Source organism: Hymenobacter siberiensis, from assembly GCF_018967865.2.
In the GTDB taxonomy this organism is placed as follows: Bacteria; Bacteroidota; Bacteroidia; order Cytophagales; family Hymenobacteraceae; genus Hymenobacter; species Hymenobacter siberiensis.
The window spans coordinates 2751106-2764541 of sequence record NZ_JAHLZY020000001.1; the positions used below are offsets into that span (position 1 = coordinate 2751106).

The 13436-nt window shown below is 61.8% G+C and carries 13 protein-coding genes; 5 read left to right on the plus strand and 8 right to left on the minus strand.

Annotated elements, in window-relative coordinates; genetic code table 11:
* Window positions 1–141 precede the first annotated feature (141 nt).
* Window positions 142–1125: a pyruvate dehydrogenase complex E1 component subunit beta gene (locus KQ659_RS12265; RefSeq protein ID WP_216688539.1), complete on the plus strand. Its 984-nt coding sequence runs from the start codon at window positions 142–144 to the stop codon at window positions 1123–1125.
* 71 nt (window positions 1126–1196) lie between these two features.
* Here the strand turns inward: KQ659_RS12265 and KQ659_RS12270 are convergent, their stop codons facing one another.
* Complete coding sequence (locus KQ659_RS12270; RefSeq protein WP_216688538.1) at window positions 1197–2597, minus strand: hypothetical protein; 1401 nt, start codon at window positions 2595–2597, stop codon at window positions 1197–1199.
* A 157-nt stretch (window positions 2598–2754) separates the two neighbouring features.
* Here KQ659_RS12270 and KQ659_RS12275 point away from each other — a divergent pair, with 157 nt between their 5' ends.
* Window positions 2755–3327 (plus strand): DinB family protein, encoded by a 573-nt coding sequence (locus KQ659_RS12275; protein WP_216688537.1) that lies wholly within the window; start codon window positions 2755–2757, stop codon window positions 3325–3327.
* A 65-nt stretch (window positions 3328–3392) separates the two neighbouring features.
* On the opposite strand, the gene KQ659_RS12280 is transcribed toward KQ659_RS12275, so the two are convergent.
* Both KQ659_RS12280 and KQ659_RS12285 read right to left on the minus strand, forming a co-directional pair.
* Window positions 3393–3827: an acyl-CoA thioesterase gene (locus tag KQ659_RS12280; RefSeq protein WP_226929958.1), complete on the minus strand. Its 435-nt coding sequence runs from the start codon at window positions 3825–3827 to the stop codon at window positions 3393–3395.
* Window positions 3828–4045: 218 nt separating this feature from the next.
* On the minus strand, window positions 4046–4783 hold the full coding sequence (locus KQ659_RS12285; RefSeq protein WP_216688536.1) for a class I SAM-dependent methyltransferase: 738 nt from the start codon (window positions 4781–4783) through the stop codon (window positions 4046–4048).
* Window positions 4784–4937: 154 nt separating this feature from the next.
* On the opposite strand from KQ659_RS12285, the gene KQ659_RS12290 reads away from it, so the two are divergent.
* Together KQ659_RS12290 and KQ659_RS12295 are read left to right on the plus strand one after the other, a co-directional pair.
* Window positions 4938–5114: a DUF2256 domain-containing protein gene (locus KQ659_RS12290; protein ID WP_216688535.1), complete on the plus strand. Its 177-nt coding sequence runs from the start codon at window positions 4938–4940 to the stop codon at window positions 5112–5114.
* 91 nt (window positions 5115–5205) lie between these two features.
* Window positions 5206–5499 carry a hypothetical protein gene (locus KQ659_RS12295; protein WP_216688534.1) on the plus strand — a complete coding sequence of 98 codons (294 nt, stop codon included), beginning with the start codon at window positions 5206–5208 and terminating at the stop codon, window positions 5497–5499.
* A 73-nt stretch (window positions 5500–5572) separates the two neighbouring features.
* Here the strand turns inward: KQ659_RS12295 and KQ659_RS12300 are convergent, their stop codons facing one another.
* The 4 genes from KQ659_RS12300 to ffh form a co-directional block, all read right to left on the minus strand.
* The gene (locus tag KQ659_RS12300; RefSeq protein ID WP_216688533.1) at window positions 5573–6406 is read right to left on the minus strand and encodes a molybdopterin-dependent oxidoreductase; all 834 of its coding nucleotides are present in this window, start codon (window positions 6404–6406) and stop codon (window positions 5573–5575) included.
* A gap of 15 nt (window positions 6407–6421) precedes the next feature.
* Window positions 6422–7147: a cytochrome b/b6 domain-containing protein gene (locus KQ659_RS12305; protein ID WP_216688532.1), complete on the minus strand. Its 726-nt coding sequence runs from the start codon at window positions 7145–7147 to the stop codon at window positions 6422–6424.
* A gap of 312 nt (window positions 7148–7459) precedes the next feature.
* Window positions 7460–9370, minus strand: coding sequence for a CHRD domain-containing protein (locus tag KQ659_RS12310; RefSeq protein WP_216688531.1), 1911 nt, complete (start codon window positions 9368–9370; stop codon window positions 7460–7462).
* A gap of 329 nt (window positions 9371–9699) precedes the next feature.
* On the minus strand, window positions 9700–11064 hold the full coding sequence (gene ffh / locus KQ659_RS12315; protein WP_216688530.1) for a signal recognition particle protein: 1365 nt from the start codon (window positions 11062–11064) through the stop codon (window positions 9700–9702).
* Window positions 11065–11221: 157 nt separating this feature from the next.
* Here ffh and KQ659_RS12320 point away from each other — a divergent pair, with 157 nt between their 5' ends.
* Window positions 11222–12532 carry a glycosyltransferase family 4 protein gene (locus KQ659_RS12320; RefSeq protein ID WP_226929959.1) on the plus strand — a complete coding sequence of 437 codons (1311 nt, stop codon included), beginning with the start codon at window positions 11222–11224 and terminating at the stop codon, window positions 12530–12532.
* Here the strand turns inward: KQ659_RS12320 and KQ659_RS12325 are convergent.
* Complete coding sequence (locus tag KQ659_RS12325; RefSeq protein ID WP_216688529.1) at window positions 12522–13436, minus strand: hypothetical protein; 915 nt, start codon at window positions 13434–13436, stop codon at window positions 12522–12524. The genes KQ659_RS12320 and KQ659_RS12325 overlap by 11 nt on opposite strands.

Below are 13436 nucleotides of genomic sequence, written 5' to 3' on the forward strand. Positions count from 1 at the left end.
AAGGTCGCCGAACGTTCAGCGACCTCTGCGCAACCCTCGGCGCCTTCTGCGGGCTAATGTTCTTAGGGGCCGTTGCCCGTCCGCCGCACCTGTTGTAGCTTTGCCAAACGGCCCAATTGCGGCTTTACCCTAAAGAGAACCATGCGTCAAATTCAATTCCGTGAGGCCTTGCGCGAGGCCCTGTCCGAGGAAATGCGCCGCGACCCGCGGGTGTTCCTAATGGGCGAAGAAGTGGCCGAGTACAACGGCGCCTACAAAGTAAGCCAGGGCATGCTCGACGAGTTCGGCCCCGAGCGCGTGATTGATACCCCGATTGCTGAGCTGGGTTTTGCCGGCATCGGCGTGGGCGCGGCGGCCAACGGGCTGATTCCGGTCATTGAATTCATGACCTTCAACTTCTCGTTGGTGGCTATCGACCAGGTGATTAACTCGGCCGCCAAACTGTATTCGATGTCGGGCGGGCAGTACTCCTGCCCCATCGTGTTCCGTGGCCCGACGGGCAACGCCGGCATGCTCAGCAGCCAGCACTCGCAGAATTTCGAGAACTGGTTTGCCAATACGCCCGGCCTGAAAGTAGTGATTCCCTCGAATCCTTACGACGCCAAAGGCCTGCTGAAATCGGCCATTCGCGACCCCGACCCCGTGATTTTCATGGAGTCGGAGCTGATGTATGGCGACAAGGGCGAAGTACCCGAGGAAGAGTACCTGCTCGAAATCGGCAAAGCCAACATCGTGCGCCAGGGCAAGCACGTAACGCTGGTGAGCTTCGGCAAGATGATGAAAATCGCCTACACCGCCGCCGATGAGCTGGCCAAGGAAGGCATTGAAGCCGAAGTAATCGACCTGCGCTCGGTGCGCCCGATTGACTACGACACGCTGGTGAACTCGGTGAAGAAAACCAACCGCATGGTGGTTATCGAAGAAGCCTGGCCGCTGGCCAGCATCTCGGGCGAGTTGGCCTACATCGTGCAGCGCCGCGCCTTCGACTACCTCGACGCGCCCGTTATCCGCATCACCTGCGCCGACGTGCCCCTGCCCTACGCCCCCACCCTCATCGAAGCCTCGCTACCCAACGTGGCCCGCGTGGTGAAAGCCGTGAAGGAAGTAACTTACGCCAAAGTGTAGGGTTGAATTATGGAAATTGGAAGGCCCCGTCAGCGAAAGCTGGCGGGGCCTTTTTTATGAAAAAGTTGCCGCTAATCCTGCGGAGCCTCGCTCGGCGGGCGCAGCTGCCCCGCCGTGGCTTCTGATACATGCCAGCACCCCCACAGCCAGCCGGCCGCCACCGCCACCAATGCTACCCGGCGCACGGGCGCCAGCTCGCGCCACCACGCCCCTGGCTGCCACGTTCCCGCTACCATCGTGAGCACCAACAGATGCAGGGGCAGCAGAAACCGGCTTTCCATGAGCGTGGGCAATACCAGCAGGCACGGCAGCAGCAATGCTATCAATGAGCCTACTGCCATGGATGACCAGGCCAACCGCCGGTTTCTCAGCCCGGCGACTATAGCCAGCAAAATGCCCAAACCGAGCAGCGCATAGTTCAGCAGCCGCAGCGCAGCCTGGCCCGGCGGCTGCAGCTGCCGGGGATAGGGCGTGGGGAAACGAATATCCAGGCCGTTGAACAGGTGGCGCAGGTAGCGCCCACTGGTGCTAATGGGCTGATGCAGCGCAAACTTCGCATACTGGCCGTAGCTGCCGAACCGGTGGCCCGGCTCAGCAGCCAGGGCGCGCTGCCCAACGGAATCGGCATAAACCAGCGAACGGGGGATTTCCAGAATCAAACTCGATTCGTAGCGCTGGAACGCCGTGCCCCAGGTGAGCTGCTTCAGATAGAGCGGCGCGGTACCGGGTTGCCCGGCCAGCACCAGCGGCGTGGGCTGCTGGAAATGCCGCATATTAATTAGAAACTGCGGCAGCCACACCAGTGCCAACCCGACCGCCAGCGCCGCGCCACTTCGCCAGATAGAGAAACCGGAAGCCGGCTGCGTATTCTTCCACAACAGCCACAGCACACCCGGCACACTGGCCAGGTAAATGGGCCGAATATTGATGGCCGCCGCCAGCAGCAGCCCGGCTACTGCGGCCCAGCCCCAGCCGCGCCGCGCCAGCGCCGCCAGGCTCAGCAGCAGCAGCGCCAGCGCCGGCATATCGCTGAGGGTGAAGTTGAAATAGTCGCGCCAGAAGACAAAAGACAGACTGAGCAGCACCAGCCAGCGGCCGCCGCTCAGGGCCCGGCCCGTGGCTTGGGCCCATAGCTGCGGCAGGGCCACGCCGAATAGCACGGCCGCCCAGCCCGCCCCCAGCACCTGTGCCCCGGTGAGCATCGACCAGCCCGTGAAATGGCACAGCAGCCGCGCCGGCAGCACGAGCAACGGCCCCAGGTAGCCGCGCATCGGCGCATCGAACGCCAGCAGGGAAAACCCTCCATTTTGCGTGAATTTCAAGGAAAATTCCCAGTATTCGGCCGCGTCGAAGCGGAACTGGCTCACGGTGTAGCCGCTCAGGGGCAGGTAGGCGGCGTAGAGGACCAGCACGGCGAGCACCCGCCAGCGGGCAGGCCACGGAGCCGAAAAAAATGTGGAACGAGTAGCCATGAGTACCGCAAAACTAGGCACCGGCCGCAGCTTATGCGGCGCGGCGCGGGCCTTGCCCAGTCACACGGTCCGAATCGGGCCGCGAAGCCAATCAAATTGTCGCCGTATCTTTTGCGCTAGCTCTGCCGTAAGGCTATTTTTCATCCTCCCCACCCGCATGAATCACCGCCTTCACCTCAAATTTGAACAGCTCGAACGGTCTACTGAACGACTTTTGGCGTCGGCCGAGGCGCTGGGGCCGGATCAGAACAAGGCTCCCGCGCCGGGCAAATGGTCGGCGGTGCAGGTAGTGCATCACCTGCTTTTTGTTGAAGAGAACATCCTCAAGTATGTCCAGAAGAAGCTCCAGGCGGAGGAGCTTTTGCCGAAGGTTGGCTTTTTTACAAAGCTGCAGGTGCAGTTTGTGCGCCTGATGCTGCGCCTGCCCGGCCTCAAGTTCAAAGCACCGCGCGGTGTGGCTACCCTCACCGATGCCGGCGAGCTGCCCACGCTGCACGAGATGCGCAAGTCCTGGGAAGCCTCCCGCCGCCAGATGGAGCGGCTGCTCAACGAGTTTCCGAGCCGGCAGCAGAACCGGGCCGTATTCCCTCATCCGCGCTCGGGCCGCATCACCATCTATCAGGTAATAGAGCACCTGGTCGACCACCTGTTGCATCATCAGCAGCAGCTGGACCGCATCACCAAGGTCCTGCGGCCCACGGCCGGGGTGCGGGCCGATGCCCATGCCTAGCGCCAGCCACATAAAAGAAGCAGCCCCCGAATTTATCAATTCGGGGGCTGCTTCTTTATACCTTTCTACTTCACCGGCACCTCATAGGCAGGCAGCTCGCGGAAAGCCGTGGCGAGTTCGGCGGGCGGGGTGGTGAGCTTGCGGCGGTCGAGGTCGAGCCAGGCCCCGTCGACGGCTACGATGGCGGCCACGCGGCCATCGGCCTTGTAAATGGTGTGGGTGATGCTCCAGCGGGTGCCGTCGTCGTTCACGCTGCGCAGACGGCTATCCACCCGAATTTCTTCGCCAATGTGTATTTCCTTGAGGAAAGTCGTTTCTTCGCGGAACAGGATGGGACCCAGGCGCAGGCGCGCAAATTCCTTGATATCGTAGCCCCACTCGGCCAATAAAACGAGGCGCTGGTCGGCGGCATAGTCGGCGTAGGCGGAATGGCGCATGTGGCCGTTCGGGTCCATATCGGCCCAGCGGGTGCGGTAGATGATGGCGTTGGTCAAAATCAATTAAGAATTAGGTTAGTGAAATAGAATTGAAAAGGTTGCTGATGAATTGTTTATTCTTAATTCATAATGAAGCTGTTTAGAAAGTCCCCGAACGGTCATGCAGCGCGCAGCGCAGCATCTTGCTCGCATCCTCAGGCCCGTTCAACGATGCGAGCAAGATGCTGCGCTCTGCATGACCGTTTGAGTACCTTTTGTGACTTTCTAAACAACTCCAATTGTTAATTGCCAACAGGCATTAGGCGCACCAGGTACTGGTCGTTCTCGTCTTCGCTGAGGAATTCGGCGGTGTAGCCGGCAGTTTGGGCCGCGTCGTTGAGCAGGGCGGCATCGACGAACAGCCAGGGGAAGGGCTCGCCGGTGCGGCCCTTGTAACTGAGCGTGTATTCAACTTCGCCGTAGTACGGGCCGTTGAGGTTGATGAGCAGCGCCCCTTCCTCGTCCTCATAGAGGTAGCGCACGTCGGAGGACGTGGCCAGAATCTGCCCATCGGGGGCCAGCAGGGTGCGGGCGTGGGCCAGAAATTTATCGAGGCCGTCGAGGGTGCCGGTCAGGCCGAGGCCGTTCATTAGCAGCAGGATGGTGTCGTAGGGCAGCTCGGTAGGCGGCAGCGGGGCAAATAAGTCGTGGCGGGCCACGGTATGCACGCCGCGCTCGGTCATCACCTGCACCGAGCCGGCCGATACGTCCACGGCCTTTACGTGCTGGAAGCCCCGGCTCTGCAGCTCCAGGCTGTGGCAGCCGGCCCCGGCCCCAAGGTCGAGCACGCGGCCCCGGCTTTCGTCGAGGGCCAGGCGCTCCAGCTCCGGCATCTGGAGCAGGGTGCGGAAGAAGTAGGCGGCCGGCAGCGGCTCATCATCGGCGGCGCTGCAATGCACGGTGACGGTGGCGGCAATAGTGCCGTGGTGGTAGTCCAGCAGGGCCTGGCCCAGCACATCGGGGGCGGTGGTTGTGGTCATAGAGAAATTAAAAGCGCATTTTGGGCCGTTGAGGCGCGCCACGGCCGGGGTTGGCGGCAACAACGCTTCAATAACCCATCGATAGCCAAAATTACCCAAAACTTCGCGCCGGGGCCAGGCGTTTGCATGCTACCCTACTGCTCAACCCCTCATTATGCTTCCCGCCAAACTGCGTAAAGGCCAGCTACCCACCAAAATCTGCGTCACCTGCGGCCGGCCGTTCGAGTACCGCAAAAAGTGGCGCGCCAACTGGGACGACGTGAAATACTGCGGCGAAAAGTGCCAGCGCAACCGGCCCGCCGCCGGCACTACCAGCCCCACTCCGGCGTAACCGCCCGGCGCGGCCGTATCTTTTGGGGCCGGGGCGGCGTTGAGAAGCTCCTTACCCCTTACCAATCTGCTGGTTTTCCAGCCGCTTTTTTATGGCCTCCAACCTCGACTACCTCAACCCCAATCTTATTCCGCTCGAAGAAAAGGTCAATACCTACCTGGAAATGGAAAAAGAGCTGCGCCGCGCCGCTCACGACCAGAACAGCGGTACCCAACACTCGCCCACCGATTTGTCCCGCCTGGAGCAGGAAATCATCGCCCTGCTCCCTACCCGCGATGAATGGGTAAAAGTAAACCTGGGCTACGGCCCCAGCCGCGTGGGTGCATGGTACATACCCGCCCTCAATGGCCAGCCCGAGCGCTACGAGCTGCGCGTGGTACATTAAAGAGGCTATGGGGGTATGAAGTTCTTTACCTCCTACCCCAGAGCCGTTACGTTCTACCCTCCTACCCTCAAACCTAATGCCCCGCGTCCCAGTCGTAGCCCAGCTCGGCCCAGTAGTCTTTGGGGCGGGTATCGGCGAAGGCGATGGTGCCGATGCGCTTGAGGTGCTTGATGCCGTATTTGAGGGGCGTGACGAGGCGAAGCGGCGCGCCATGGGCGGCCGTGAGCGGCTCTCCGTTCATTTCGTAGCACAGCAATGTTTGTGGGTGCAGGGCGCTGGCCATGTCGATGCCCACATAGTATAGCTCGTCGGGCGTGCGCATACCCACGTAAGGCGCGAGGTCGGCGGGCGGGCTCAGCGGGTCGGCAGGCAGGCCGCTGCGGGTGGCCAGCGGGTAGCGGGCCAAAAAATCGGATAGCCGGGCACCAGCCCAATGCACCACGATGCTCCAGCCTTCGATGCATTTGAGCTCAGTGGTCATCTCCACTTTGGGCAGGGCCTGGATATCGGCCAGGGAGAACTCCTGGGTTTTGCCGGAACCGTAGGCCTGCACGCGCATTCGCCAGGTGGCGGAGTCCACGTCACCGGCGAGGCCTACCCGGCCGTTTACGCGGGGCATTTTGGCGCGGCTGCGGGCAAACTCGGGGGCCAAGCGCAGATGCTTGAAATAAGCGTGGCTGAGGCGACTATTGGCATCGAGCGCATTGCGCAGCGGGTACGGAATGCCTTGATCAGTGGGCTGCGACACCAGCCAGCGCCAGCCGCCAATGCCCGCGAGGCCAGCCAGCCCCAGCCCGATGAAGGAACGGCGCGAGCGGCGGCGGGCCTCGGCCAGCAGCGCGGCTTCAGATTGGGGCAAAGCGCCGGGGCCGTCGAGCGGCGCGGACGCGAGGGAAGGGTCAGTCATACCGAAAAGCGGCAATTATTGAGACGAAAGGGATTCATCGGCGGCGGGCAGCGACGTGGGGCCGGCTTCCAGCTTATGCGTCGCGGGTTCAATCTCCACAATCTCAAATCCCGCCACCATGGCCCGGAAATTATTCCAGCCGGCCCGCACCACCTGGGTAATGTGTACCACGAAAAACAGCACGTAGCCGATGGTGAGCGCAAAGTGAATGATGCGAGCAAACTCATACCCGCCCAGCAGCTGCGTGAGCCAGCCAAACTGCGTAGGCTTGTAAATGGCCAACCCCGTAAGCACCGAGCCCAGCCCCATGATAACGACCGAAGTGTAGGCAATCTGCTGCGCGCCGTTGAATTTGCGCACCGGCAGCGGCTTTTTATACAGGCCGAGGTCGTGCAGTGTTACCAGCACGGCTTCTTTGAAGGAGTGCCGGGTGGGCAGCAGGTAGCGCCACTCGCCCGAAAAAGCGGTGTAGCCCACGTACAGCAGGCCATTGAGGAAAAACACCCACATCAGCACGAAGTGCCAGCTCATACCCTGCGCCAGCTTGTGGTCGACGTGGAAGGCTGCGTAGAAAGACTGCGGAAAGAACTTGACCAGCGTAGTTTTACCCCAGCCCAGGCGGTACACGTCGTTGGCCCAGTATATCCACATCCCGCTCCAAATCATGAGGCTGAGAACGGGGAAATTGACCCAGTGAAACCACCGAATAGCCAACGGATGCTTTTCAACAAGCTGCTTCATAAAACCACAATTCGAAACGGAAACCTCTGCAAGGTACACCGGGCTCCGGGCCTGCATCTTACCTAGCCTGACGCGCGAGCCGGGACATCCTTACAGCAAATCTAGCTGCCAAGGCAAAAAAATAGGCTGGTCCCATTGAGGCCAGCCTATCCATACCAAAACACCTTAAAAAACTATTCTTTCACAGAGATACCAACAAGAACTGCACCAAAAAATTCCGCAGCCCTCCCTTTTTTCTAAAGTGTTTCAGTGCAAATACGTTATAGCTAATGCAACCTTAAAATTATCCAGCAAGCGGCATTTCGCCGGTCCCTACTCCTTGGCAATTCTGGTAGTCAAGCGGGTTTCGCCAACTTCCAGCGTGAGCAGGTACATGCCGGGGGCGACAGTGGGCAAGGCAATGGGCAGGGAATTGGCCCCGGAGCGCACGGCCACCGCCTGGGTAGCAACGGTGCGGCCCAGCAGGTCGGTGATGCGCAGCTGGCCGGCAGCACTAAAGCGGGCGTCGAAGGAGAGCGTGAGCGCGGAGCTGAAGGGGCTGGGAGCGGCGCTAAACGTTTCGGATAGCACGGCGGCGGGCTGGGTGGCCAGCACTACCTGCAAGTTGCGCGCGCCCCGGTACACCTGCCCCCGGATTTCGCCCCCGGGGTTGGCAGCCGTGTGCAGGTTCAGGTAGATGTTCTCGTTGCGAAAGTCCAATGACCGGGCCGTGGTGAAGGGTGCGGCGTTGTCGCTTTTCCAGTAGCCGGCCAGCGACGTGGGGTTGGTGGCATTGTCGAAGTAAGGAGACAGGCTAAATACCACCCCGCCCGACTGCGAAGCCGTGCCGGTGTGGAAGTGGCCCATGGTGGCCGGGCCGCTCAGGCCGCCCCACACGGCGGCGAAACGGGCGTTGGTCTGGTCCCGGTCGATGCTCACAAACCCCACGCCGTACCCGTTGCTAACCACCGGGTTGGGCCGTTCCTGGGCGCCGTTCAGTACAATGCTGTAGCCTTCGCGGGCCAGCCGGATTACCTGCCCACGAATTTCACCGTTCGGGTTGGCGGCCGTAGTCAGCACAGTGTTTATGCCAGTGTTCAGCAGCAGGTTTGCCAGGGCGGGCGTCAGGGTCGGGGCGGTAATCTCGAAGGTGATGACATTGCCCACCGCGTTGCCCCCGGCCCCGGGTATCACGGGCACAGTGCCCACCAGGTTGGCGGGGGTGTTGGCCACGCCGGCATTGGCGGCGTAAAACCGCAGCTCCACGGGCGGGCCGCTCAGGCCGGTGTAGGCCACCTGCACCCGCACGGTATCGAGCGTGCCAACGAGCCGGCCCACAGATACGGCCGAGGCAGAAGTGATGACGGCAGGCACCATTTGCGCACCGTCGAAGCGGGTATCCAAAGGCAGCACGCGCCGCTCGGGCAGTACTTGCGCCCGGATTTCGCCCCCGGGGTTAGTAGCCGTGTGGAAGTTGATATATACCCCGCCCTGCACCAGCGCGGCCAGTAGTGCGGGCGTGAGCAGCGGGTTGGTGCCCTGCGACGAAATTTCGCCTTCCAGTACATTGCCGGTGAGAAATGGCAAGAGACTGAGGGCTACCGGAGCGTTGGCCCCGGGGCCGGCAATGTGGAAATGCGCGCCCGTGATGGCACCGCTCAGCCCGTTCACCACCACCCGAAACTTCAGGCGCTCCTGGTCCTGGCTCAGCGTGAATACGCCCAGGCCAGAGGCCGTGGTAGCCACCGCCGGCACTTCCTGGGCACCGCTCAGCACGCCCGCCAGCGCATCATCTGACTCTACCGTGACCTGGCCGCGAATTTCGCCGCCGGGGTTGGCCATGGTGTGCACGTTCAGGTACACCAGCCCGCGCAGCAGCCGCGCAATGCGCAGGGGCGTAACGTCAGCACCGGCCAGAAAGCCCGAAACCCGGTTACCGCGCAGCTTGCTTAGCAGGTTCACACTAACCGGGGCATTCACGCCCGCCGGAGCATCGTGAAAATGCACCCCAGTAACAGGCCCACTCAGCCCGCTGAAAGCAGCCTGAATAAAAATGGTATCGCGCGTGGAATTCACGGTGATGGCCGCTACGCCCTGCGCGCTGGTAGCCACGGCGGGCACTTCCTGAGCCCCGCTAAGCCGGGCCGTAAGTAACAGATGGGGGCGCAGGTGGTCGGCCGAAGCCACCAACGGGGCAGCCAGCAAAGCAGCGGCAGCCAGCGAACGAAGTATTTTTGCAAACATGAGATTGGTGGTAAAATGGTTGGGTTGGTGAAGGAAGGAGAGCGCCGGCAACCCGGCCTACTCCCAAAAACCGGAGCAGATAGCCACAGGATTGCCTGATGCAAGTTGTTTTTCCCGTATTACGGGGTAAGCCCAGACTTCGCCATAATGTTTCAATATTTTTTGGCAATAATCTACTAACGGGCAATGCAGTACTACCGCGCCACGCAACTCCCCGGCTCGCTTTCAAATGAGCTTTATTGGCGGGCGGACACACGAAAAAAGCCCTGACGAATCGCCAGGGCTTGTTTTAGTAGCTAATTGTGCGGCGGGCTTGCGCGGGCGTGGGCTTAGCGCATCATGCCGCCGGGGCCACCTTTCATGCCACCCATCATTTTGGCCATTTGGGCCATACCGCCCTTGGTCTGGCTCATTTTGTTCATGGTACGCATCATTTTGCGCATGTCGTCGAACTGCTTCATCAGCGCGTTCACCTGCTGAATATCGGTTCCGGACCCCTTGGCCAGACGCTTCTTGCGCGAGCCGTTGATGAGGTCGGGATTGGCCCGCTCCTGCTTGGTCATGCTCTTGATGATGGCCTCAACAGGCTTGAAGGCATCGTCGTCGATTTCGACGTCCTTCATGGCCTTGCTCATGCCCGGAATCATGCCCATCAAGTCCTTGATGTTGCCCATCTTCTTGATTTGCTCCAGCTGCGAGAGGAAGTCGTCGAAGTTGAACTGATTCTTTCGGATTTTGGCGTTGATGCGCTTGGCCTCGTCCTCATCGAACTGCTGCTGAGCGCGTTCTACCAGCGAAATAACGTCGCCCATGCCCAGGATGCGCTGGGCCATGCGGTCGGGGTAGAACAAGTCCAGCGCGTCCATCTTCTCGCCCGTCGAGATGAACTTGATGGGTTTTTCCACCACGGCCCGGATGCTGAGGGCCGCGCCACCGCGCGAGTCGCCGTCGAGCTTGGTGAGCACCACGCCGTCGAAATTCAGGCGGTCGTTGAAGGTTTTGGCGGTGTTCACGGCGTCCTGGCCGGTCATGGAATCCACCACGAACAGCGTTTCGCTGGGGTTGATTGCGGCCTTCACCTGCTCAATCTCGCGCATCATCTGCTCGTCCACGGCCAGGCGGCCGGCGGTGTCGATGATGACTACTTTCTTGCCGTTTTTGCGGGCGTACTCAACGGCGTTGCGCGAGATTTCAACGGGGTTCTTGTTCTCGATTTCCGAGTACACTTCCACGCCAATCTGCTCGCCGAGCACCTTGAGCTGCTCAATAGCGGCCGGACGGTACACGTCGCAGGCCACCAGCAACGTATTGCGGCCCTGCTTCTTAACGTAGCTGGCCAGCTTGCCGGCGAAGGTGGTTTTGCCCGAGCCCTGCAGGCCCGATAGCAGAATCACGGCCGGGTCGCCCTTGATGGTGATGTCCTTCTTCTCGCCGCCCATGAGCTCGGTGAGCTCGTCGTACACGATTTTGACCATGAGCTGGCCCGGCGACACGGCCGTGAGCACATCGCGGCCCATGGCAGCTTCCTTAATCTTGTCGGTTACATCCTTGGCAACCTTGTAGTTAACATCGGCATCGACCAGCGCCCGGCGGATTTCCTTGATGGTGGCCGCGACGTTGATTTCGGAGATGCTGCCCTGGCCCTTAAGGGTTTTAATGGCCCGGTCGAGCTTGGTGGAGAGATTATCGAACATTGAATCGCTGATTTAGCGCTGGTTGAACTGGTTATGCTGATTTGGTGCGGGGCGCCCCCTCGGAATCAAGCTGAAACTGAACCCCAAAAGTAACCATAAAAGGCCGAAAACCGGCAGCGGGCGTACCTTCGTGGCCCGCTTTATGTTTCCGGTCACCGTGTCACTCCCCCACCCTCTGCGCCTGCTCGTTATCACGTATTACTGGCCGCCCTCGGGCGGGGCCGGCGTGCAGCGCTGCCTCAAGTTTGTGAAGCACCTGGGGCATTTCAACGTGGAGGCCACGGTAATTACGGTAGACCCGACCCAGGCCAGCTACCCCGTACGCGACGAAAGCCTGCTGGCCGAAGTGCCACCCGGCGTGCGCGTTATCCGCACGGGCACCACCGAGCCGTTTGAGAGCTATAAGAAGCTGACGGGCCGCGCCGTACCCTACGGCGGCTTCGCCAACGAAGGCAAGCCCGGGCTGCTGCAGCAGGCGCTGCGCTTCGTACGCGGCAACCTGTTTGTCCCGGACCCGCGCCGGGGCTGGAACCGCCACGCCCTGGCCGCCGTGGAGAAACTGCTGGCCACCGGCGAGCAGTTCGATGCCGTACTCACGTCGTCGCCGCCGCATTCCACGCAGCTCATCGGCCAGGAGCTGCAGCGCCGCCACGGCCTGCGCTGGCTGGCCGACCTGCGCGACCCCTGGACGGACATTTATTATTACAAAGACCTGCACCACACACCGCTGGCCGCCTGGCTCGATGCGCGCTACGAGCGCCGCGTGCTAAGCCAGGCCGATGCTGTGCTGGTGACTTCGCCCGAAACCAAGCGGCTGTTTCTGGCCAAGCTGCCGGAACTGCCGGCCGCCAAATTCCACGTGTTGCCTAACGGCTACGACGAGTCGGACTTTCGCCAGTCCTCGCAGCCCCCCCGCGACTGCCTGCGCATCACCCACACCGGCACCATCACGGAGCTTTACCACATCAACCGCCTGCTGGAAGCCGTGGCCGCCTGCGCCGCCGCCCACCCCGACGTGCCCCTGCGCCTGCGCTTCGTGGGTCAGGTTTCGAATGAGCTGCGGAGCCAGATAGCGCGAGCCGGCCTGCTGCCGATAACCGAGTTCATCGCCTTTGTGCCGCACGACAAGTCGGTAGAATACTTGCTCGAAGCCTCGGCCCTGCTCATGGCCATTCCGGACGTGCCGCGCAATTTCGGCATTCTGCCGGGCAAGGTGTTCGAGTACCTCGCGGCCAATAAGCCCATCCTCTGCATAGGCCCCGCCGGCTCCGACGCCGACCACCTGCTGCAGGAATGCGGCGCGGGCCAGGCCCTGCCCTACGAGAACACCGCGCTGATGCGCGATACGCTGGAAGCAATGGTGGCCCGGTGGCATATCAATCCCAATCTTGATTTACCGGCGGTGAGCCACACCCGCTACTCGCGCCGGGCGCTGGCGGGGCAGCTGGCAAAACTGGTCAACGAATAAGGTCAGCGGCCAGCTTTTGGCTGAATGCTGCGCTGGCCGCCCGTTGCAGATGGTTGCCGTCAGTGGTGGCGTAGGGCTGGTTACTGTAGTCCAGGTAAGGCAGGGAGAAGGCGGCCGCGAGCCAGCGCATTTGCTGGTCGAAACCGGGCTGATAGGCATTTTCCAACTGCAACAATGACCGCCCCACAGGCAGGCGCACCAGCACCACGCGGCCGTGCGGCTTGAGGAAGGCAATGGTCTGTCGCAGGGCCAGCAGGCGGCCTTCGGATAAATGCTGGCTGGCAGCCAGCCGGCGGTAATCCTGGAGCTTGCGGGCGGTACGGGCGCGCACCTGGGCGCTGTCGGTGCCGATATTGACTTCGAGCCAGCCGTCGGGGTGCAGGCGCTCGGTGGCGGTGGCGTAGTCGAGAGGCAGGCGGTAGAGCGGCTTGGTCTGGTAGCGGGTGAGGTAGGGCAGATTGGGATTCTGACTGACCTGATGCAGTTGGCCGATGAAGGACTGAGCTTCGGGAAACGTACCCTCCGGGCCGGTGAGCGACAGCGACCACGGGTCGACGGCAATGATGAACAGGCCGTTGCGCACCTCGGGCCGCAGCTTGCGGCGGATGCTGGCCAGGTAGGCCGGGCCATAAGGCGAGTGCGTGAGCGTGAACGCATAGTTCAGCAGCGGACCATCGAACTGCCCGGCCAGCCCGGCGCTGAGCACCGCCGGCCGAATGCCCTGCGCCGCCCGCGACGTGCCCAGAACAAGCGAGCCGGCCGGCGGGCTGGTGAAGCGGCCATAGAACGCATCGACGCCACCCCGCAGCACCACGGGGGCCAACAGCACCGCCCCCAGCAGGCCCGCTACCAGCAGGAGCAACAGGCGCAGCAGCAACCTGGAAACAATAGCGCGCACGGGCAT